Source organism: Aquirufa salirivi, from assembly GCF_045310485.1.
Classification (GTDB): domain Bacteria; phylum Bacteroidota; class Bacteroidia; order Cytophagales; family Spirosomataceae; genus Aquirufa; species Aquirufa salirivi.
This window is the reverse complement of the sequence record NZ_JBEWZH010000004.1, coordinates 204,077-226,745: the sequence shown is the minus strand read 5'-3', so window position 1 is coordinate 226,745 and position 22,669 is coordinate 204,077. Positions and strand designations below refer to the sequence as shown.

The window sequence follows — 22,669 nt, the reverse complement described above, 5'->3', positions numbered from 1 at the left end:
TTGAGTTGGGGAATAGCCTAACTCAACAAATCCAAAACCTCGTCTTCACTTAGGGTTCTTAAAATACTTTCATCGGAAGTAACCAAATCATTGGCAAGATCCAATTTTCGCTGTTGTAAAGCTAAAATCTTCTCCTCTACCGTCTGTTTAGAAATAAACTTGTAGGTAAATACGGTTTTAACCTGCCCAATTCGATGCGCTCTGTCAATGGCCTGCGCCTCTGCTGCGGGATTCCACCAAGGATCCAGTAAAAAGACATAATCTGCTGCAGTTAAATTCAATCCAACTCCTCCGGCTTTTAGGGAAATCAAAAATACCGACTGACCATCTGATTTTTGGAAACTTTCCACCTGCCCTTTTCGGTCAGAGGTACTTCCATCCAAATAAGCATAGGCAATGTTTCTTTCATCCAGTGCTTTTCTAATCAATGCCAAATGCTGCACAAATTGACTAAAAATCAATACTTTATGGTGTTGTTCTAATACTGTTTCTAACTTCTCTAACACGGCCTCCATCTTACCCGATTCCCCGACATATCCTTCTTCACATAAGGAAGGGTGATTGGCCAATTGACGTAACTTGGTTAAACCTTGTAAAACAGAGAAACGCGATTTCTGTAAACCTTCATCTTTGATTTGTTTCAACAAAACATCTCGGTAAAAGGATTTCGTTTTATCGTACAATCTCTCTTGCTCCTCCGACATCACGCAATACGTAACCGATTCCATTTTTGCGGGTAAGTCAGCCGCTACTTGGCGTTTTTCTCTGCGTAATAAATAAGGCTTAATCAAGAAATACAGTCGCTTCTTTTTATCTGAATCGGCTTTCTTTTCGATAGGCACTTGAAATAAATCCTTAAAATAACGCTGTGAACCCAATAAACCTGGATTCACAAAATTCATTTGTGACCATAAATCCATGGTTGAATTTTCCAGTGGCGTACCTGTCATGACCAATCGGTATTTAGCCGTAAGCTTTTGAACCGCTTTAGTAATATTAGCCATTGGATTTTTAATGGCTTGAGATTCATCCAAAATCACATAACTAAAAGCCTGCTTTTCAAACCAATCAATATCGGAACGTACCATTCCAAAAGAACAAAGTATCAAATCTACTTTGCCTAATTGGGCTTGTAATTTTTCCCTTTGAGGGCCACTATATACTAACACCCTCAACTGAGGAGTGAATTTTTTCGCTTCCATTTCCCAGTTATACAACAAGGAAGTGGGCATCACCAATAAACTAGGCAAGGTCTCCCCTTGCTCTTTTAAGCTTTGCAATAAACATAAAGTCTGAACAGTCTTTCCCAAACCCATATCATCGGCTAGGCAGGCTCCTAGGCCCGCTGCTTGTCGAGTCCGCATCCATCGGTAGCCTTCCATTTGATAAGGCCTCAAGGTCCCCTTGAATTGCTTGGGAACGGGGAATTCTTTAGTCTCTAAGGCCAAATCATTCATGGTTTTACTACGCAAGGCAGTTTTGACCAAATCCTGATTTTCCCATTCTTGAACCAACTGAAAATGTTGACGCTTTAAATATACCCCATCTTCTCCAGGTCTAGTCTCTGAAAAATAGAATAAATCTTGGTAATCATGAAACCAATTATCTGGAATGATGGCAATGGACCCATCTGGCAAATGAAACTCTTTCTTTTTTTGTAAGATCAATTGACGTATTTTCAGAAAGGGTATTTGGAATTCACCAAATGAAATAATTGCCTGGATATCAAACCAATCTAATTTTTCTCCAATTCGAATTTTAATATCTGGCTTCCCGAGGAAATACCGAGGTGCTTGTCCGTCGCCTTTAAACTGCACACTGAATCCTGCTTGATCTAAAGCAGCCTTATGCACCGTCAACCATTGAACAGCCTCACCTCTTGACAAGACGGCTTTACCGTCAACTTCAATTTGTAATCCTAATGATTTTAATTGTTGATAGGCTCTTTTTTCTTTGGTCAAAGAGCGCATGATTTTTTGGAAAGCATAACTATCGCCTTTTTTCTCAAACAAGACATTAGCCTCAGAGCCTAATCCATCCCATGGAAAACGATTATTGCCGTATTGAAACGACAATACAAAATTCCACCGGTCAGCCGCTTCTAAAGCAGCTGATTTTTTACTTGGGGCCTTTTCCTCTTCTAATTTATTAACAATGGGGCCATAAGAAAGTAAATACTGGCAATTCTTTTCAGTATTAAATATCTCAAAGCCTTTGGCATGTACAGGATACCTAGCAACCATCGCTTTCACAAACTTACGGAAGTAATCCTCTTCCATATTTTTAGGAATTACGACAAACTTCTTATTCAAGAATGGACGCAATTTTTTCCCTTCCAGCGCTGGCTTAAAATGATATAATTTTTGGTTCAATAACATCCACGCTGGTTCATCACACAACACCATGGCATCTTTATATTGAAACTCTAATTTGTTTCCAGCATATTTTAATGTGGGGAAATAATGGGTATTTTCTTCATTTCGCATAAAATGAAATAATACCTCCACAGGCTCTGGTTGTATAAACACATGCTGGCGCATTGGGTTTCCATCATTACCCATGATGAACAAAGTCTTATCTGGACAAATCAACTCAAAGACTTGACCTCGCTTTTTTTCAACGATACTTAATACCGCTTCTTGAATTTCCTTTTCCCCCTTTTCTGCATCAAAAGTCTTAAGAAAAAACTCTTCCATCGTTTTGCGTTTGGAAGTATTAAACTTTTCGAAAATGGCAGCAGGTTTCATCCCTTCGATAAACTTCACAGCTTGTTCATCACGCTCATCCAAGCCATGAGCAAATTCATGAAAATTTCGTGTCGTTAAAGTCTGATATTCCCAGGTTAATTGAGATTTTTCATTTAACTGTACCACAAAGACCTCGAACAAATAGCCGAGACATTCATGGGATAACAAAGAATACATTACCTGAAAAGGCTTACTGGGTGAGATCTTCATGTACTAGTAAAGCACTCGAATGCACGAGTTCTTAGAGTAAAACCTTCAAAAATAAGGTTTTTAAACGAAATACCGAAAAAATATAGGCTAATATTAGAAAACTACAAAATTAAAGCTTTCTCAAGTGTAAGCAGGTCCAACGATTCTTCTCCTTTTCTGTGATAAAAGAAAGACCCGCTTCTGAGGCTTCTTGCAACAATAGTGGAACATCTTCTTGATAGAAACCACTTAATAATAAATGTCCTCCAGCTTTAATCCGACGCGCATATTCAGCCATTTCATCTAATAAAATATTGCGATTAATATTGGCCAATAGTACATCGTATTCATCCGATGATTGATCACGAATGGTTCCTAAATCAAATCGTACAGACGTTAAATCATTCAATCCTGCATTTTCTACAGAATTTTCGACAGACCATTCGTCCACATCAAAGCCATTCACCGGATTAGCTCCTAATTTTTTAGCCACAAAAGCCAAAATCCCCGTTCCCGTACCAGCATCTAACACAGATTTTCCTTCTAAGTCCAATGTAAATAATGTTTCGACCATTAAACTGGTAGTTTCATGATGACCCGTTCCAAAAGACATTTTGGGATTAATGACTAGCTCCATCTGATAGCCTGGCTCAGATTCATGAAAGCTGGCTCGAATAAATAATAAATTAGAAATTCGAATAGGATCATAATTACTTTCCCAAACCTGATTCCAATTCTGCTTTTCTATTCGTCCCATTTCTACTTCTATGGGTCCAATAGCTTGATATCGTGTGATAATTTCTTGAAATGCCTCCTCTTCAAATAAAGCTTCAGGACAATAGGCAAAAAAACCTTCCTCTGTATCTTCGAAGATATCAAAACCTATTTCGCCAAGTTCTGCCAATAAGATATCCGACAATTCAGCTGAAGCTGAAATACGTGCTTGAATCGTTGCCATTTTTAATTAATTACTAGGAGGTGTATCCTTCTTACCAAATACGGAAATATTCACGTATCGCTTAGGTTGCAAGCGGAAGTCGATCAATAATTTATCTAAATCCATCAAAGTCTTATTCAATCCCACATACAAACTGTCATTCTTTAAGAATTTACCTGCTGTACCTTGACCTTTTTCCAAACCAGAAACAATGCGCTGGATGGATGTCACAGCCAAATTAGCCTCATGCAATGTTCTGCCCACTTGTAAAGCTTGCAGCGAGTCTGCTACCGTATTGAATTTGACTAAGATAGGCTTCAATTGTTTTTCGGTTTCAATTAAGCTCTGTGACAATGTTTTCATATTGGCAGAAATCTGTGCTATATTATTCCGATTTTCTTCCACCATACCATTCACCGAACCATTAATCCCATTGACGGTACTATTGGAGCTTTTGATTAACTCATTCAAATAGGATCCTGTATGTTCAAACTTTTTACTGATTTGACGAAAAGAAATTAAGAGAGAGTCCGCATTTTCAATAACAGGAATGGCTCTTTCTTTCAATAAGGAAGTAACCCCTTTTTCTAATGAACCAGGGATAAATGATTCTTCGGGTAGTATCCCTTTGCCGCCAAATTCTAAACGGATAATTTTACCTCCTAAAAGAGCGCCATCCATCAAAATAGCCTCTGTCTTATCTGGAATAACTAAATCTTTCGCTAATCGAAGCGTTACTAAAATTTTATTTCCCTTTTCTGGCTGTAAGGTGACCGACTTCACTTTGCCAACTTCAATCCCATTGACCATGACTTGATTGGAAACCATTAAACCATCCACATTGTCATATTCAACATAATAGATTCTAGAAGAAGAAAACACATCGTTTCCTTTTAGAAAATTAAATCCAAAATAGAGGATTAAAAAGGCGATTAAGGCCAAAAACCCAACTTTTAATTCATTACTTTGAAACATGTCAGAATCTATTTTTCGATTTCTTCCTTATACTTTTTAAAAGCTCCTACGATAGCATCAGCTACTTCCGATTGGCCTTTATCCGAATTTAAATACCCCTCTTCTTCAGGGTTAGTTAAAAAGCCCGTTTCAATTAGAACACTGGGCATAGCTGTCCGCCAAATAACTAAAAAACCCGCTTGTTTAACGCCAAAACTTTTTCTGTTATATACTTTGGCAAACTGCTCTTCTATTTTAGACGCAAATTTCACCGAACTAGCCATAAAGGCACTTTGGTAATTTGCCATCATAATGTGGGCTAAAGGAGAACTAGGATCAAATCCATTGTAGGTCGTCTGATAATCCTTCTCTTGTAAAATAACCGAGTTTTCTCGCTTGGCTACGTTTAAATTGCCATCCGTTTTATGTAAACCCATTGTGTAAGTTTCTGTTCCATAAGCCGCCTTATTGGGGGCAGCATTACAGTGCACAGAGATAAATAAGTCAGAGCGATTGCGATTGGCAATGTTGGCCCGCTCATTTAATTCGACAAAATCATCCGTATCTCGTGTATATATCACTTTCAATTCTGGAAATTCACTTTTCAAACGTTTACCCACTTCTAGGATAATTTTCAAAGTCACTTTCCCCTCTTGGGCACCCTTGGGGCCTAAACAACCTGGGTCTTTCCCCCCATGACCAGCATCCAAACAAATCGTTTTAACCAAGTTACGCTTAGCAGAACGAGTAGGCTCAGGAAGACTTGGTATGGCGGCGATTAACAAACATGTTAAGGCAAATCCAATAAAAGCTCTAAGAACTGTAAACATTATTTTAATGAATTAGACGTAGGTTAGTCGCAATGATGTAATTTTGTACGCTTATACAAAGACAAATATAATTTTTAAATTCCATCCTTCGTTCATTAACATGCGAATTTATCACCAAACCATTGATGATGTCCACATGATGAACGTTGAACTAGCGCTGATTTGATAAAGAATAGCATCTATTTTCTTTTCGTTGTTTTACTTGTAACCTGCATAGGCCTACCCAATGTCCATGCTCAACGAATTGTTCGCGCCGATACCATACAAAAAAGTATTCCTAAAGATACTGCCAGTAAAAGTCAAGATTTACAAACTACCGTTTTTTATTCTGCAGTAGACTCCACCGTATTAGATGCTGATCAACAAATTGTCAATTTGTATGGAGGTGCCAAAGTAAAATATGGCAACATTAGCTTAGAGGCAGAATACATCCGCTTAGATTGGGCAAAAAACGAAGTCTATGCCAAAGGGACATTTGATACCACCAGTAAAAAGATGGTAGGTCTTCCTGTTTTTACGCAGGGAAGTGACAAATATGATTCCGATGAAATCCGCTACAATTTCAAATCGAAAAGAGCTATTATCAAAGGTATAGTTACTCAACAAGGCGAGGGGTTTGTCCAAGGAAAAAATGTCAAAAAAGATGAAGAAGAAAATCTCTACATCCGAAATGCAATTTATACCACCTGTAATTTAAGTCACCCCCATTTTAATATTCGGGCTAGTAAAATTAAAGTAGTAGGCAAGAAAGAAATTATTTCTGGTCCTTTCCATTTTGAACTGAATGACATTCCGCTACCCATTGGTCTGCCATTCGGGTTTTTCCCTTATTCTCAACCCAAAGAAGCGGGGAAGTCCGGTATTCTAATCCCTACCTATGGAGAGGAACCTTCGGGCAGAGGGTTTTACTTACGTGATGGTGGCTACTATTGGGCGGCGAGTGAAAATATTGGTGTTCGATTCACAGGACAAATTTACTCTAAAGGCGGCTGGGGTTTAGGGGCTAATTCCCAATACAATAAGCGTTACCGATATACTGGCTCCTTTAACTTGGCCCTAAATCGCAATAATTCAGGTTCAGAATTTAGCCCATCAACACGTACGGATTTTGCCTTACAATGGTCGCATAGCCCGAGAAGTTTGGGTAATTCTAGTTTCTCCGCCTCCGTTAACATTGCCTCGAACTCTTACAATCAATTCAACACGTTTAATACGCAACAATACCTTTCCAATACCATTGGTTCATCTGTTCAATATACCAAAGCCATCGGACAAAATTTTAGAAGTGGTATCAGTTTGAGGATCAACCAGAATACGACCACTCGGGTATTTGATGCAGGTACTGATTTCAATTTGGGACTCAACCAGTTTCAGCCTTTTAAGAAAAAGAATGCCATTGCCGACCGCTTCATTGATCAATTTAGAATTGGAATGGACTTTTCAGGAACGGTCAGTTTGTCGAACCAAGTTTCTGATTTATATACGCGATACGAATTTGATGTGTACCCTCGTGAATCCAATAGTCAACGAGGAATCATTCAAAAGCCATTTATTCCTAAAAATGCGGATGATTTGCCTCCTGGCGTGATTCCATTGAATGGAAGCACCCTCCCGATGTTATTGGAAAAAGCTCAAACTAAATTCAATTATAGCATTCCATTATCCTTACCCAATATTAAAATCAATCCATACATTAATCTGACTCCAGGGATTTCTTGGTCAGGAAATATGTATACCCGTTCTTATAAATATACTTACATGCCTACTGACTCCACCGTCAGAATTGATACAGTAGGAGGATTGCCCAAATTCAGCTCACAGATTTCCTTTTCTGCCAGTATGAACACCCGTGTGTATGGAACGATGCGCTTTAGCAAAGGACGCTTACAAGCGATTCGTCATACCATGGCTCCTAGTGTCAGTTTAAGTTATACTCCTGATTATTCAGACCCAACCTATGGTTATTACCAAGATGTTCGCATCAACAATAGAAAATTCATCAATACCAATGGCGAAGAACAAGTTGGTGATATACGTAGAATAAGCACCTTTGACCCTCGTCAGCTTAGTTATGGTGGAGCATCTGGAAGTATTAGTTTTGGTATACAAAACACCTTAGAAGCTAAGTTGAAAACCAAGTCTGATACAGCGACAAAAGAATCAGAAAAGATCAATATTCTGGACAATTTTGGAATTAATGGTAGCTATAATTTATTAGCCAAAGAATTCAATTTGTCCAATTTATCCTTTAATGCCAACTCCAGAATCAAACAATTTGATATTAACATTGGAGGTAACTTAGATCCCTATTTATATGTCCCTGACCAGTCTTTTGCAGTTGTGGGCAGAAGAACTCCTGATTTAATGGTCACCAAAGGTGAAGGTTTAGCCCGATTACAATCCTTTAATTTATCTATTGGGAAGAGATTTGCTCCCGCCAAAGGCCAAGGAGAAAAGGTAAGTAAAAATGCCTCTGAGGCACAATTAAGACAAATTAACAGGAATCGTGATGACTATGTGGACTGGAATATCCCTTGGTCTTTTTCATTCAGTTATCAATTTAGCATGAACCGAGCAGGCTTAGCTCCATCCCAAAATATTAGTGGTTTAACTTTTCAGGGAGATTTGAGCTTGAGTGAGAAATGGAAATTTTCTTTTAGCTCTGGATACGATTTCAAATATAGTGGACTGACCTATACCAATATTTCAGTACACCGAGATTTACACTGCTGGGAACTTAATTTCAACTGGACACCTATAGCTAGCCCATTTTATGGAAGGGCCAGCAACTATTCTTTCGATTTACGCGTTAAATCAAGTTTATTACAAGAACTAAAAATTTCAAGAAGAAGAAGTTTTTATGATAAAGGAGGCTTCTAATTTAATTTGTCCTTAAAAGCTTTAAGGAATTTATCCATCTTAGGCTTAATCACAATTTTGCAATAAGGCTCTTCTCCGTTTTGATTGAAGTAATCTTGATGATAATCTTCCGCAGGATAAAAAGTGCTTTCTGCTACTATTTCTGTGACAATGGGATTTGGAAAAACTTTCTTAGCATTCAAGTTTTGCTTCCATTGATCTGCTGCAGCTTTTTGTGCTGCTGTATGATAAAAAATAGCCGAACGATATTGTGTTCCTACATCAGCCCCTTGTCGATTCAATGTAGTAGGATCATGGGTCTGCCAAAAAACTTCTAATAAGGTTTCAAATGAGACCACCTTAGGATCGTAGGTCAATTGGCAAACTTCAGCATGGCCTGTAAGCCCTGTACAAACATCACGGTAACTTGGGTTTTTCATTTTACCACCCATGTATCCAGATACTACTTTTTGTACACCTTTAACGCGTTGATATACTGCCTCCACACACCAAAAGCACCCAGCTCCAAAGGTAATGGTTTCCAGTTGTGCATGACTAGATTCTGTATTTGTCATTTTTGTATTTATTTTATCTTTTGTAGCGTTTCCACATGAAAAATGAGAAAAGCTTATTACTATTCCGAGAATTACCCAGGCATTTTTCATCAATTTCTCCATTATTTTAATTTTTAACGTAGTTTTGCGGACTTAAATTATAGATAGAACCAAAGATAAGCATGAAAAGTTATATTCAATCTGTTCGAACAAACTGGTCAAAGGCTTGGGAAGAAAGTGCTTTTCGATGGAAATTCGTGAGTGCATTACTGGTTTTTATGCTATTCCCATGGAAAGCCGACGATTATTTTCAGTGGATTCAAATGCGTGAAGGTATGTTAATTCAAGACATGATCTTAGTCCATATTCCCGCTTTCAATGTCTCTTACCCCATATTTAGCATCATCTACTGTAGCGTCATTTACTTACTCATTCGATTGATTCCCAATCCAAATACCTTTTTATGGTTCGCTTGGGCATTCAATCTTGAAACCCTAATTCGACTTAGCTGCATTTACCTTATACCGCTAAATCCTCCCCTCCAATTAGTGGATTTACATGATCCTCTGGCTGAAATTTTTATTTATGGGGAGAATTTAGCCATTACTAAAGATCTTTTCTTTTCGGGTCATACAGCTACTATGGTTTTTGTATGTTTCTTTCTACCTAAAACCCAGGAGAAAAAATGGGCTTATATATTAACCTTGATACTAATGGCTCTATTACTTGTCCAACATGTGCATTATACGATGGACGTGGTAGCTGCTCCGATAGTGACTATTGGAGCTATTTACCTAGTAAAAAGGTGGTTGAAAATCTAGCCTTTGGAACGGATTGAAACTTTATCCAACTGTTCGAAAACAGAGTTATTGGATTTATATTCAGGTATGATATCCTTGATTTTTGAAACTAGTTGATTACTTGTTCCATGTTCCAATATATGTTCTAATTCATTGGATTGAATCTCCATATAGGAATAACTTGGTGTATTTACTTTGGCAATTAAAATCTTAGGATGATGCGTTGGCAAGGTGTTTTCGTTGTTATTCAACAACTCTTCGTATAATTTCTCCCCAGGACGTAAACCAGAAAACTTAATTTCAATATCTCGGTCTACTCGTAAACCACTCAGGGTTATCATCTTTTTAGCCAAGTCGATGATTTTTACCGAATCTCCCATATCAAAAACAAATACTTCACCCCCATTTCCCATGGTAGCTGCCTCCAAAACGAGTTCACAAGCTTCCGGAATCGTCATGAAATAACGGGTGATATCTGGGTGAGTAACCGTGACTGGCCCACCTCGCTCAATTTGCTTTTTAAATAAAGGAATCACAGATCCGCTGGATCCTAATACATTCCCAAATCGGGTGGCAATGAATTTGGTGGAGATTCCTTCCAAATGATTCATGGATTGGGTGTACATTTCAGCTAAACGCTTTGTGGCACCCATCACATTGGTTGGATTCACCGCTTTATCAGTAGAGACCATTACAAAACGCTCGACATGATATTCGGCTGCTAACTCCGAAAGTATTTTAGTTCCCAAGACATTAATCCGAACAGCCTCATAGGGATTACTTTCCATCAAAGGTACATGTTTATAGGCCGCTGCATGAAAAATAAAGTTAGGCTTATGGGCTGAAATTATCCGAGACATGCGTTTTTGGTCCGTTACATCGGCTACATATACTGACAGCTTAGTATTAATGGGAATACTTGCTGAGATTTCAAATTCAAGGTCAAATAAGCCAGATTCAGCCTGATCAACCAAAATGATGGACGCTGGCAAATAAGCAACTAATTGTCGCACTATTTCACTTCCAATAGACCCTGCCGCTCCAGTAACTAGAATGGTTTTGCTGTACAATTGCTCCCCCACTTCCTTATTATTCATTTGAATAACATCGCGGCCCAATAAATCTTCAATTTTTACATTATGAATTTGATTGACAGCAAACTCGCCTCCTACCCATTTTTCTACCGGAGGAAGGATTTTAACCACAACTCCCCGATCCAAAAAAGTATCGGTAATTCGCTTTTTCACTTTCAGCGAAATATTATTGATAGCCATGATAACTTCCAGACCGTCTGTTTTATCTACAAACTTATCCATGGCTTCCGTCAAACTATAGACACGGATGCCTTCAATGGTCTTTCCTATCTTAGACTCATTATCATCAATAAATCCTAATATGGTGTAATTGATTCCTCGATCATTGTTTATCACATTTTTGGTTAACATTCCAGAATATCCAGCCCCATAAATCAATATTCCAACAGAAGGCCTAAACTCCCTAATAAAAGATTCATAAAATGATTTAACCCAAAATCTTAATGAAACCATTAAGAATAAACAAATAAAGAAATCAATGACTAAAATGGACAAAGGAACATAAAACAAGGTGTCCAGATTGAAGTAATAACGCACTACCAAAGAGAGAATGGTAGCGAAGAAAGTCCCAGTAAAAACAGCTTTTAAAATAATAACGGCATCCTCTATACTAGTATGACGAATTATCCCAGTGTAAGATTGGAAATACAAAAAAGCCAGCGCCCTAAAAGTAAAAAGGAATAAGAAATGGTACTTAAAAACATCGAAATTAATGTCTGTTAATCGAAAATTCATGCGAAGCAAGGTCGCCACAGAAAAGGAAAAAACAACAATTCCCAAATCGAAAGCAAATACTAACCACCTGGAGAGGAAGGTATTGGAGTATTTACTAAGAAGTAAAGATTGTGACATAGAACTCATTTACTTTCGAGAATCCCTTTTTAAGAGAATTATCGTAAAGTTAATAATTCTACAATCAAATAATACCTAAACTTATCAAACGGAATTCCTTTGACTAAATCAAAGAATAAGCAGAAAGCATTATGACTACCTCTTGTTTCGAATTCCACATCAATACATCAATCATGGATAAGCCTGGGATAAAATCATGTTTAATCCCCTGATAATAAGGAGGCAAGGTTTGATTTAAAAAGTTTAATTCAAATCCTTTGTCCGCGAAATACTCTTTTTGATATAAATCTTGACCATTCTTAGCATTGATGTAGTGTTTACTACCTAACGTTTCTGTTATGGCCATAAGCCTTTCTGCTCGGTCGAGATCTTTAGAAACACCCAATTCTGAGCTAAAATGAAACCTTTTCTCTAAGTTCAAATACTGCCAAGTTGCCATCACACTTGAAGCGGCTAAATCAGCTATACTGGAGGGCTTTTTGCTTAAAATAGACTCGATCAACTCCATCACTGGTATAAACTGCGGGGCTTTTTTATAGGCCGACTGCAATTGCTGCAACCATTTATTAGGAAATTCGGAGCCCCAGGAAATGTTGGATTCCCGAATACTCTTATTTTGGCTTTGTTTTTCTAATGGTATGGTGAATAAAAATGCATTTTGCTGCATTAATATTTGATTTCGGTTTATCCAGCCTTTTTTAATGAACATGACATCGTCATAAAAGACAAAATCATCCACTGATTGAACTAATTGGAAATAGCCCAAATAAGGAAAAAAATAAGGCTGCATGATAGCTACTGACATATTATTGTGGACCAAATCCAGGGGCAGTCAAAGCGACTATTTGTTCTGACTTCATCACCAAAACCCGTTCTTTAGGAATGTCCGTCATGTAACCAATGGCCGTAACATCCGTAATTTTACTTACTTTATCAAAATCAGTTTGTGCAATGGTGAACACCAATTCATAATCTTCACCTCCATTCAAGGCGGCGGTTAATGGACTAATACTAAATTCCGTAGCCACTAAATAAGTCTCATCATCGATAGGTATATTTTTTTCGAAAATCCTTGCTCCTGTACCAGAGGCATTACATAAATGCAAAATCTCAGAAGCTAATCCATCCGAACAATCAATCATTGAGGTAGGCACCACCCCTAATTCCTTTAAATCATGAATGATATCAAAACGAGCCATTGGTTTGAGCTGACGCATCACCACATAATTCTTTTCATTCAATTCTGGCTGCATAGCTGGATTAGCCAAATATACTTGTTTCTCTCTTTCCAAAGATTGTAAACCCATCAAAGCTCCCCCTAAATCCCCCGTTACGCAAATAACATCGTTGGGTTTTGCTCCACTTCGCTTCACGAGCTGATCTTCTGCGACCAAGCCCAAAGCACTCACTGAAATAATCAAACCCTGGGGTGATGACGTGGTATCGCCACCGACTAAATCAATTTTATATTCTTCGCAGGCTAATTTTATTCCTTCATACAACTCCTCCACAGCTTCCACTGAAAAACGATTACTGAGGCCTAGGCCCACTGAAAGCTGAGCTGGGATGGCATTCATGGCCGCAATATCTGAAAGAGCCATACTCGTTACCTTAAAACCCAAATGCTTTAAAGGCGTATATGACAAATCAAAATGTACCCCTTCTATGATTAATTCAGTCGTTGAAACGACTTTAAATCCATTGGATTCTAAACCTGCTGCATCATCCCCAATCCCGATGGATGTCCATGGTTGATGTGATGTAAATCCTTCTGCCAAGCGTTGAATGAGACCAAATTCTCCTAAAGACCCAATTTCTGTTCTTTTCTCCATAAACTAGAAAAGCCGCCCAATGAGGCGGCCTCATGATTAATTTGTGATTAAGGATTGACTAAACTCAACCTAATCTTTTTATTACTTGCTTTTACGTATGCCGTAGTAGATTCTATCACCAAGCTACTGGCCGTGGGTACCCCTGAAATGGTAAAGGCTAATGTCCCACCAGTACCCGTAGGCTCCGTACCATCACTTGTTTTTAAGTTTGACAATGTTAAGGTTTTATTATCTGATGATAAGCTATAAGTACCTGTAAACTTATTTCCATCATACTCTGTCAAAGAGACCGATGAAGAGCTCGTTAGATCCAATTTAAACTGGGCATAGCCTGCCACTAAATTGGATGTAGCGGTTTTGTCATATTGCACATTTCCGTCCCATTGAATATTGGAAGCTGACCAAACCTTCTTAATTAAATCAGAAACCAAAGGAGTAGGAGTTGGTGGTGTTGGGCTAGGATCATCCTTACTACAGGCGGCAATTAAGCTTAAACATAAGACTGAAATAAATACGCGTAATGTATTTTTCATAAATCCAGTAACATTAAATATCAAGTAAAATTAAAAATCTTTGCTTACAAAACGGCTTTTCATCCTTTTTATTTAGTTTCGTACTAATTATAAACGCATTGGACTCAACACTTCCACATTATTCTCGGGCTCAGTTGGCCTTAAGGAATGGACAAGACCGACCTGAAATCTGGGTAGCTTTCCAAGGAAAAATATATGATATGAGTCATTCCCGACTTTGGAAAAATGGCAAACATTATGAACATTGGGCTGGCCAAGATTTGAGCGATGAATTAAAAGATGCTCCCCATACAGAACAAGTTTTTGACAAATATAAAGCCATTGGCATATTAATCTAAATCCATGATTTTACTAATAGAAAGCGGTTCAAGTAAAACAGAATGGAGGTATATTTCTTCCCCAAATGAAGCTTATCAGCGTTTTCATTCCTTGGGAATCAACCCCTATTATCAAACACCAGAAGAAATACAAGCTTCTCAGAAGGATGTTCTTTCTCAACTAAGTACACTTACGGTTGAGGAGATTTACTATTATGGCACTGGCATTACCGATGACTCCAAAAGAGAGATCATACGGAATTGGCTCAACCCATATTTTCCAAGTGTCAAGACCATTCTGGTAGAAAATGATTTAATAGCAGCGGCTCGATCGTTGTGCGGTGATGATTCGGGAATTGCTTGTATCTTGGGAACTGGGTCTAATTCTGGTTTTTTTGATGGTGAGAGTATTAAGGAACAAATCCCACCTTTGGGCTTTTGGTTGGGTGATGAAGGTAGTGGTGGGCACTTAGGAAAGCTGCTGATATTAGCCTATTTACATCATGAACTGCCACAAGACCTTCGTGATTTATTTGTCAAACGATATGGAGAGTTGAATCGATTAGACATTTTATCCAAAGCGTATCAAGGAGAATATCCTAATCGATGGTTTGCTGGATTTTCAAAATTTTTGTTTGATCACCGCAAGCACCCTTTCTGCTATCAAATGATTGAACACGCTTTTCAAGAGTTTATCCGATTATATGTTTGTAAATATGCTGAAGTTGAAACTCGAAAAATTCATTTCACTGGCTCCATAGCCTTTTATTATTCGGATATTTTGAAACAAGTACTTAGAAAAAATCGTTATCTCTTGGGAAATATCAGCGAGACCCCTATGGCAGGCTTAACCTTATACCATAAATCAAAAAGATGGCCTGAATAGGTTAGGATGTTTTCAAGAAAATCATGTAAATAGCAGGATAATTATATAACTTTGCTAAGTAGTAGCCTTCGTAATCAACAAACTCATTCGTCTATGACTGCCAAATTAAAATCCATAGGGACGAAACAAAAAGCCCTTCAGATCAATTTAGATCGCAGTATATATGGTTCATTTGCAGAAATAGGAGCAGGACAGGATGTTGCTGCTAATTTTTTCAAAGCAGGTGGGGCATCAGGTACCATAGCCAAAACCATTTCAGCATATGACATGGCCTTTTCTGACGCCATTTATGGGGAAGAAGAATCTGGAAAATATGTCTGTGAGCCTCGTTTGATGAAAATGCTCAATCGTGAATTCAAATTATTGAAAGTTCGATTGACAGAATCAGCCGATGAAAAACGTTTTTTCTCCTTTGCGGATACCGTTTCTGCCTTAAACTACCAAAAAGATAATGATGCCCATGGTTGGGTAGGATTACGTTTTCAGTTAAGTCCTAATGGGCCTGTGAATGATGTCGTTATCCATATCAACATGTTAGATAATGATAATATTCTTCAACAACAGGCATTGGGAATCATTGGGGTAAATTTAATTTATGGTTGCTACCATTATCATGCTGACCCAGAAAAAATACTAGTTTCTTTATTGGACGACCTTTCTCCTGATCGAATTGAGATTGACATGATTCGTTTTGAGGGTCCAGATTTTAAGGATGTTGACAACCGGCTGATGTCTTTGTACTTGGTGAAGCATGGATTCACGCAAGCGGCCTTATTTGGTCCTGATGGAAATGTCATGCAACCTTATGATGCCCTTTCCAAGAAACACATTGTAGCCATCCGTGGTCGTTTCAGGCCAGTGACAAACATCTTTTCTGACATGGTCAAGAAAGGGATTAAACAGTTTGAAAATGAGGCCGATATTGATGATGATAAAATTTGTGTAGTATCTGAATTAACGCTGAGGAATCTAGAAAATGAAGGTAATCACATCAATGAAAAGGACTTTTTAGACCGTGTGGATATTTTATGTTCTTTGGGTCAAACGGTATTGATTTCAAATTTCCACGAATACTTTAAACTGGTAGCTTACCTAAGCAAATTTAGTCGCTTAAAAATGGCTTTAATCATGGGTATGCCAAATTTGGATTACATCTTTGAAGAGAAGCATTACACGCAATATCCAGGAGGAATATTAACCGCTTTTGCTAGTTTATTTGGTTTGAAAATCAAGCTTTATTTATACCCTACCTTGGATGAAAATGGGCAATTAATTAACCTAAAAAGTTTCCAACCCGAGGCTCATTTGACTGGTTTATTCCAATACTTATTGGACAATGAAAAACTAGCCGACATACATTCTTATGATGAGAATTTGATGAAAATCCGTACAGATCGAGTGTTGGATTTAATTCAACAAGGTTCAGGTGAATGGGAAAATCTGGTTCCAAGCTCGGTGGTTAAGCTCATTAAGGAAAAAGCATTATTTGGTTATCCGGAAAAAAGCCTGGCTTAAATTTCAGGTAATATAGAGTTAATAAAAAAGGCAACGGTGACGTTGCCTTTTTGGGTTTCTATCGCATAAGATCAATAAACTGATCAAACAAATAGCGGGAATCATGTGGCCCTGGACTAGCCTCTGGGTGATGCTGCACCGAGAATGCTTTTTTTCCATTGACACGTAATCCTTCTACGGTCTGGTCATTTAAATTAATGTGCGTAAGACTTGCCTGTGAACTTGCACTAAGCTCCTCCACACGAACAGCAAATCCATGATTTTGGGAAGTAATCTCCGATAAACCTGTTTCTAAATTCTTAACAGGATGGTTTAAGCCACGATGTCCATTGTGCATTTTATAGGTGGATAAACCGCAAACTTGAGCTAAAATTTGGTGACCTAAACAAATCCCAAATACGGGTTTATCACTAGCTAAAAATTGGCTCACTGTTTCTACAGCATAGGGCATTACAGCAGGATCACCTGGGCCATTGGATACAAAATAGCCATCCGGCTGCCAAGCTGCAATCTCTTCAAAAGAAGTTTTAGCTGGAAATACTTTCAAATAGCAACCACGGTCTGTCAGATTACTTAATATACTTTTCTTAACCCCAAGATCAAGTACAGCTACTTTAAAATCCGAATTTTCATTTCCTAAGAAATAGGTTTCTTGGGTACACACCTGAGAAGAAAGTTCTAGTCCTTCCATGTCGGGCACTTTAGCTAATTGCTTTTGTAATGAATCGATATCAAAAATTTCAGACGAAATTAAACAGTTCATGACACCTTTAGTACGAATATGACGTACCAAAGCACGCGTATCAATACCTGATATTCCTACAATTCCTGCTTTTTCTAAATAATCTTGTAAAGATCCAGTGGCCGTAAATCGAGAATTGACACTTGAAAATTCATTACACACCATTCCAGCAATTTGTACTTGATTGGACTCTGCTTCCTGGGCATCCATTACACCATAATTGCCAATATGAGCGGTGGTATTAATAATTACTTGTCCAGCATAAGATGGATCAGTATATATTTCCTGGTACCCCGTCATTCCCGTATTAAAACAAATCTCACCACCGTGTGTGCCTATTTTGCCTAATGCTTTCCCATGAAAGAGCGTACCATCTTGCAACAATAAAACCGCCGGAGTCGATTCTGTAATTTTCATAATGTATCTATGTTTGAATAATTTTTTATCTAAAAAAAGGGCTTCAACTAATTAAAGTTAAAGCCCTCCCATATTAAAAGAGAAATGAATTATGCATCTTCTCCCTTTTCTTCTTTAGGCTCTTCTGTTGATTCATCAGCAGCAGGCTCTTCAGCCGCAGCTACTTCTTCAACTACTTCAGCTACTGGAGCTTCTGCTACTTCTTCAGCTGCAGTTACTTCTTCAACTACCTCAGCCGATGGTGCTTCTGCTACTGGTGCAGCAGCCTCAACGCCTTCTTTCTTTGCTCCTGAACGACGACTTCTACGAGTTTTACCAGCTTTTTCAGCAGAAGCAGCTAGCATCGTTTCATTGAAATCAACTAATTCGATGAAACAAATCTCAGCGTTATCACCAAGACGATTTCCTAATTTGATAATACGAGTGTAACCACCTGGACGTGCAGCAACTTTTTCAGAAACGATTCCAAATAATTCTTTAACTGAATCTTTATTTTGAAGGTAAGAGAAAACAACACGACGATTGTTCGTGCTATCTGTCTTAGACTTTGTAATTAAAGGCTCAACATATTTACGTAATTCTTTTGCTTTCGCAACAGTTGTTTCGATACGTTTGTGTAAAATTAAAGAGGATGCCATATTTGATAATAAGGCTGCTCTGTGGGAAGCTGTTCTTCCTAAGTGATTGAATTTTTTTCCGTGTCTCATTGTGTTAATTCGTAAGTTAAAAGTCCTTTCGGACTGCGGTTAGTGGGTTTTACATGACCACCACCTATTACTTATTTAAAAATTGATTAATTAATCTTCGTCTAAACGATATTTCGCAACATCCATTCCGAAGGTTAAGCCTTTCTCTTCTACTAGTTGTTCTAGCTCAGTTAATGACTTTTTACCAAAGTTACGGAACTTCATCATATCTGAAATCTCTAATTTCACTAATTCCCCTAAAGTACGAACATCAGCTGATTTAAGGCAGTTGTAAGCACGTACAGATAAATCTAGATCGGCTAAAGAAGTCTTCAATAATTTACGCATGTGTAACATCTCTTCGTCTACTACGTTATCTTCCTCCGCTTTTGGCGTTTCGAAAGTCATAGTTTGATCAGAGAATAACATGAAGTGTTGGATTAAGATATAAGCTGCACCTTTCAATGCATCTTCAGGATGGATAGAACCATCTGTTTCGATATCTAACACTAATTTTTCGTAGTCAGTTTTTTGCTCTACACGTGTATTTTCAATGCTAAATTTAACATTTTTAATAGGCGTGTAGATGGCATCAATGGCAATGTGACCAAAAGCTAATTCATTAGCACGAGGCTCATCAGCTGGTACATATCCACGACCTTTTTCGATGATTAACTCAACCTCTAATTCTTTAGAAGAATCTAAGTTACAAATCACCAAATCAGGATTTAAAACGGTAAAATAAGGCGTAAATTTAGCAATATCACCAGCTGTAAAGGAAGTTTGGCCTTTCACTTTGATATTTACTTTATTTTCCAAAATCTCTTGCGCCTTCTTAAGACGGATCTTCTTCAAGTTAAGGATCATTTCAGAAACATCTTCATGAACACCTTCTATTGCTGAAAACTCGTGTAAAACACCAGAAATCTTAACGCTTGTAATCGCATAACCTTCCAAAGAGGAAAGTAAAATTCTACGAAGTGCGTTACCAATGGTAACACCGTAGCCTTTTTCGAGTGGCTTGAACTCAAATGTCCCGTGGAAGTCATCGGCTTTCTCCATCACAACTTTCTCGGGCATTTGGAATGCTAATATTGACATATTTCGTAGCTTAAAATGATCTTGAAAAAACGTTATTGATACTCTTTTAAATTGTATTATTAAGCAGCTTATTACTTCGAATACAATTCGACGATAGCTTGCTCATTAAAGTTTTCAGGGATCTGATCTCTTTCTGGAAAAGCAGTAAATTTACCTACTAATTCCACACCATCCCACTCTAACCAGTTGAAACGCTTTGGTGAACGGTTCGCAAGCGAATCAGAAACAACCTCAAGAGATTTAGATTTTTCACGTACACCTACCAATTGGCCTGGGCGTAATGAGTAAGAGGGCACATTTACTACATCACCATCCACAATGATATGTTTGTGGATAACCAATTGACGAGCAGCACGACGGGTAGGAGCAATTCCTAAACGATATACTGTGTTGTCCAATCTTGCTTCACACATTTTCAACAAGTTCTCACCTGTGATACCTTCTTTAACAGCGGCTTTGTGAAACAAATTTTCGAACTGACGTTCTAAAATACCATAGGTATATTTTACCTTTTGCTTTTCCTTTAATTGAATGGCATATTCAGAAACTTTTGAACGTTTCCCTTTACCATGCATACCAGGAGCATAATTTTTACGAGCTAATGCTTTACTCGGACCTAAGATTGCTTCGCCGAAACGACGAGCAATTTTGGATTTTGGACCAGTGTATCTTGCCATTTTTTTTAAAAGTCAATGCCCTTCTTGTGGGCAATGAAGTAATTAATTAAGTGAATAAATGATGTTGGAGAAAATAATTACTAATTACCCAACATGAATAAAATTAAACGCGACGACGTTTTGGAGGACGACATCCATTGTGAGGCATTGGAGTGATATCCTTAATTAAGGAAACTTCAATACCTGAGTTTTGGATAGTACGGATAGCTGACTCACGTCCAGCTCCTGGTCCTTTTACAAAAACCTCTGCTTTTTTCATTCCCGCTTCAACAGCTACTGCTGCGCAGTTTGATGCTGCCATCTGAGCTGCGTAAGGAGTGTTTTTCTTAGACCCACGGAAACCCATCTTTCCTGCAGATGCCCAAGAAATTACCTGTCCTGCTGAATTGGTAATTGAAATAATGATGTTGTTAAAGGAAGCTTTGATGTGTACTTGGCCTACCGACTCAACTACCACCACTCTTTTCTTCGCTTTATCTTTTCTTTTTGCTTGTGCCATTGGATAAAATCAATAAAAATTGTGTAGGGGAATTATCCCCTGTTATTATTTAGTTACTTTCTTCTTGTTAGCAACTGTCTTTCTACGACCTTTTCTCGTACGAGAATTGTTCTTAGTTCTTTGGCCACGTACAGGAAGTCCTTTACGGTGACGCAAACCACGGTAGCATCCGATGTCCATCAAACGCTTGATGTTCAATTGAACCTCAGACTTAAGCTGTCCCTCCGTTTTGAATTCGGCAGCAATAATAGCACGAATGGCGCTAGCCTCCGTATCATTCCACTCACCAGCTTTCTTATCAAACGAAATTTCTGCTTTCGTCAAAATCTTTTGAGCAGTGCTACGACCAATACCGAAGATATAAGTCAAGGCAATTTCTCCTCTTTTTTTGTCGGGAATATCAACCCCTGCAATACGAGCCATATAGGTAATTAATTGTTGTTATTAATCATTTAATACTTTCGAATTATCCTTGACGTTGCTTGAACTTAGGATTCTTCTTGTTGATGACATAAAGCTTTCCGTGACGACGAATGACTTTGCATTCTGCACTACGCTTTTTAATCGATGCTTTAACTTTCATATTTGTTTAATTTATGGGTCAAACCTTACTATTTATAACGATAAACTATTCTTGCCTTACTCAAATCATAAGGAGACATTTCTAACTTCACTTTATCACCAGGTAAAATTTTGATGTAATTCATCCGCATTTTACCCGAGATATGCGCAATCACTTGATGCGTATTCTCTAATTCCACCCGAAACATCGCGTTCGAAAGGGCTTCCAATATGATGCCGTCTACTTCGATCGAGGATTGTTTGGCCATAATTTATATGTTAAATATTCAACAATACTGTTGATGTTTTTAATACTTCTTCAATGTAACTAAAGGTTGTCAGCTGTAAAGCTTCATTCTTCCCTACTGCTACGGTATGCTCAAAATGCGCAGATGCTTTTCGATCTACCGTTCGGATAGTCCAGCCATCCTTGTCTACGGTGATTTGACGTTTGCCCAAATTAACCATCGGTTCTATGGCTATCACCATTCCCTCTTTTAATTTAGCTCCATCTCCTCGGCGACCATAATTAGGAACTTCTGGACTTTCATGTAGATTTTTACCTACTCCATGTCCTACTAATTCCCGCACTACTCCGTAACCAAATCCCTCGGTATAAGTCTGCACTGCCGAGCCTATATCACCGATACGTTTTCCTGCTACTGCTTGCTTAATTCCTTGGTACAAAGACTCTTTTGTCCTTGTTAATAAATTCCCAACATCCTCCCCCACTTGACCTATTGCATAGGTATAAGCGCTATCGGCGTGAAAACCATCTTTATAAACCCCGGCATCGATGGAAATTATATCTCCTTCTTTCAGTTCCAAACTCCCTGGTAATCCATGAACTACCACGTCATTCACTGAGATGCAAAGCGAATAAGCATACTTCTTATCGCCTACTTGGTAATTTAAAAAGGAAGGATGGGCATCATGATCCTTAATAAATTGGTAGGCAATTTTATCTAAAGCTAAGGTACTTACACCAGGTTGAATGGCTTTGGCAACTTCAGCATGACACTTTCCTAAAATTTCACCATTCGCTTGAATGATCGATAATTCTTGGGGCGTCTTTAAATAAATCATC

At 38.1% G+C, this 22,669-nt stretch carries 23 protein-coding genes; 5 read left to right on the top strand and 18 right to left on the bottom strand.

The genetic code is table 11. The features are described from left to right. Window positions 1-17: 17 nt before the first annotated feature. The 4 genes from U0R11_RS07150 to U0R11_RS07135 all read right to left on the bottom strand — a co-directional run bounded on the left by U0R11_RS07150 (window position 18) and on the right by U0R11_RS07135 (window position 5,657). Window positions 18-2,957: a DEAD/DEAH box helicase gene (locus U0R11_RS07150; RefSeq protein ID WP_406750914.1), complete on the bottom strand. Its 2,940-nt coding sequence runs from the start codon at window positions 2,955-2,957 to the stop codon at window positions 18-20. A 109-nt stretch (window positions 2,958-3,066) separates the two neighbouring features. Beyond that, complete coding sequence (gene prmA / locus U0R11_RS07145; protein ID WP_406750912.1) at window positions 3,067-3,894, bottom strand: 50S ribosomal protein L11 methyltransferase; 828 nt, start codon at window positions 3,892-3,894, stop codon at window positions 3,067-3,069. 6 nt (window positions 3,895-3,900) lie between these two features. After that, window positions 3,901-4,848: an MlaD family protein gene (locus U0R11_RS07140; protein ID WP_406750910.1), complete on the bottom strand. Its 948-nt coding sequence runs from the start codon at window positions 4,846-4,848 to the stop codon at window positions 3,901-3,903. A gap of 8 nt (window positions 4,849-4,856) precedes the next feature. Beyond that, a complete protein-coding gene (locus U0R11_RS07135) occupies window positions 4,857-5,657 on the bottom strand; it encodes an N-acetylmuramoyl-L-alanine amidase family protein (protein ID WP_406750908.1) in 801 nt (266 codons plus the stop codon). Window positions 5,658-5,819: 162 nt separating this feature from the next. On the opposite strand from U0R11_RS07135, the gene U0R11_RS07130 reads away from it, so the two are divergent. Beyond that, window positions 5,820-8,537, top strand: a complete 2,718-nt coding sequence (locus tag U0R11_RS07130) for a putative LPS assembly protein LptD (RefSeq protein WP_406750906.1) — start codon at window positions 5,820-5,822, stop codon at window positions 8,535-8,537. On the opposite strand, the gene msrA is transcribed toward U0R11_RS07130, so the two are convergent. Further along, window positions 8,534-9,091 carry a peptide-methionine (S)-S-oxide reductase MsrA gene (gene msrA, locus U0R11_RS07125; protein ID WP_406750904.1) on the bottom strand — a complete coding sequence of 186 codons (558 nt, stop codon included), beginning with the start codon at window positions 9,089-9,091 and terminating at the stop codon, window positions 8,534-8,536. The genes U0R11_RS07130 and msrA overlap by 4 nt on opposite strands. Before the next feature lie 161 nt (window positions 9,092-9,252). On the opposite strand from msrA, the gene U0R11_RS07120 reads away from it, so the two are divergent. Beyond that, the gene (locus U0R11_RS07120) at window positions 9,253-9,891 is read left to right on the top strand and encodes a phosphatase PAP2-related protein (protein WP_406750902.1); all 639 of its coding nucleotides are present in this window, start codon (window positions 9,253-9,255) and stop codon (window positions 9,889-9,891) included. On the opposite strand, the gene U0R11_RS07115 is transcribed toward U0R11_RS07120, so the two are convergent. From U0R11_RS07115 to U0R11_RS07100, 4 genes are all read right to left on the bottom strand, one after another. Continuing rightward, window positions 9,888-11,816 (bottom strand): polysaccharide biosynthesis protein, encoded by a 1,929-nt coding sequence (locus tag U0R11_RS07115; protein ID WP_406750900.1) that lies wholly within the window; start codon window positions 11,814-11,816, stop codon window positions 9,888-9,890. The genes U0R11_RS07120 and U0R11_RS07115 overlap by 4 nt on opposite strands. A 103-nt stretch (window positions 11,817-11,919) precedes the next feature. Then, entirely contained in the window at window positions 11,920-12,621 is a 702-nt protein-coding gene (locus tag U0R11_RS07110; protein ID WP_406750898.1) for a WbqC family protein, read from the bottom strand. 1 nt (window position 12,622) lies between these two features. Then, a complete protein-coding gene (gene thiL, locus U0R11_RS07105; RefSeq protein ID WP_406750896.1) occupies window positions 12,623-13,648 on the bottom strand; it encodes a thiamine-phosphate kinase in 1,026 nt (341 codons plus the stop codon). Between the two features lie 47 nt (window positions 13,649-13,695). Next, complete coding sequence (locus U0R11_RS07100) at window positions 13,696-14,181, bottom strand: hypothetical protein (RefSeq protein WP_406750895.1); 486 nt, start codon at window positions 14,179-14,181, stop codon at window positions 13,696-13,698. A gap of 98 nt (window positions 14,182-14,279) precedes the next feature. Here U0R11_RS07100 and U0R11_RS07095 point away from each other — a divergent pair, with 98 nt between their 5' ends. The 3 genes from U0R11_RS07095 to U0R11_RS07085 all read left to right on the top strand — a co-directional run bounded on the left by U0R11_RS07095 (window position 14,280) and on the right by U0R11_RS07085 (window position 16,899). Then, window positions 14,280-14,519: a cytochrome b5 domain-containing protein gene (locus U0R11_RS07095; RefSeq protein ID WP_406750893.1), complete on the top strand. Its 240-nt coding sequence runs from the start codon at window positions 14,280-14,282 to the stop codon at window positions 14,517-14,519. A 4-nt stretch (window positions 14,520-14,523) separates the two neighbouring features. Further along, entirely contained in the window at window positions 14,524-15,384 is an 861-nt protein-coding gene (locus U0R11_RS07090; RefSeq protein WP_406750892.1) for an N-acetylglucosamine kinase, read from the top strand. 93 nt (window positions 15,385-15,477) lie between these two features. Then, window positions 15,478-16,899 carry a TonB-dependent receptor gene (locus U0R11_RS07085; protein WP_166373789.1) on the top strand — a complete coding sequence of 474 codons (1,422 nt, stop codon included), beginning with the start codon at window positions 15,478-15,480 and terminating at the stop codon, window positions 16,897-16,899. A gap of 58 nt (window positions 16,900-16,957) precedes the next feature. On the opposite strand, the gene carA is transcribed toward U0R11_RS07085, so the two are convergent. The 9 genes from carA to map form a co-directional block, all read right to left on the bottom strand. Next, entirely contained in the window at window positions 16,958-18,058 is a 1,101-nt protein-coding gene (carA, locus tag U0R11_RS07080; RefSeq protein WP_406750890.1) for a glutamine-hydrolyzing carbamoyl-phosphate synthase small subunit, read from the bottom strand. An 89-nt stretch (window positions 18,059-18,147) separates the two neighbouring features. After that, window positions 18,148-18,765: a 50S ribosomal protein L17 gene (gene rplQ, locus U0R11_RS07075; RefSeq protein ID WP_406750888.1), complete on the bottom strand. Its 618-nt coding sequence runs from the start codon at window positions 18,763-18,765 to the stop codon at window positions 18,148-18,150. A gap of 90 nt (window positions 18,766-18,855) precedes the next feature. Beyond that, complete coding sequence (locus U0R11_RS07070) at window positions 18,856-19,845, bottom strand: DNA-directed RNA polymerase subunit alpha (protein WP_166373786.1); 990 nt, start codon at window positions 19,843-19,845, stop codon at window positions 18,856-18,858. A 71-nt stretch (window positions 19,846-19,916) separates the two neighbouring features. Continuing rightward, window positions 19,917-20,522, bottom strand: coding sequence for a 30S ribosomal protein S4 (rpsD, locus tag U0R11_RS07065; RefSeq protein ID WP_406750885.1), 606 nt, complete (start codon window positions 20,520-20,522; stop codon window positions 19,917-19,919). Between the two features lie 103 nt (window positions 20,523-20,625). Next, window positions 20,626-21,021 carry a 30S ribosomal protein S11 gene (gene rpsK, locus U0R11_RS07060; RefSeq protein ID WP_109324397.1) on the bottom strand — a complete coding sequence of 132 codons (396 nt, stop codon included), beginning with the start codon at window positions 21,019-21,021 and terminating at the stop codon, window positions 20,626-20,628. A gap of 45 nt (window positions 21,022-21,066) precedes the next feature. Beyond that, window positions 21,067-21,444 carry a 30S ribosomal protein S13 gene (rpsM, locus tag U0R11_RS07055; RefSeq protein WP_109324398.1) on the bottom strand — a complete coding sequence of 126 codons (378 nt, stop codon included), beginning with the start codon at window positions 21,442-21,444 and terminating at the stop codon, window positions 21,067-21,069. A 43-nt stretch (window positions 21,445-21,487) separates the two neighbouring features. Beyond that, complete coding sequence (rpmJ, locus tag U0R11_RS07050; protein ID WP_109324399.1) at window positions 21,488-21,604, bottom strand: 50S ribosomal protein L36; 117 nt, start codon at window positions 21,602-21,604, stop codon at window positions 21,488-21,490. A 28-nt stretch (window positions 21,605-21,632) separates the two neighbouring features. Next, window positions 21,633-21,851: a translation initiation factor IF-1 gene (infA, locus tag U0R11_RS07045; protein ID WP_092013982.1), complete on the bottom strand. Its 219-nt coding sequence runs from the start codon at window positions 21,849-21,851 to the stop codon at window positions 21,633-21,635. 10 nt (window positions 21,852-21,861) lie between these two features. Beyond that, window positions 21,862-22,668, bottom strand: coding sequence for a type I methionyl aminopeptidase (map, locus tag U0R11_RS07040; protein ID WP_406750883.1), 807 nt, complete (start codon window positions 22,666-22,668; stop codon window positions 21,862-21,864). Between the last annotated feature and the right edge of the window lies 1 nt (window position 22,669).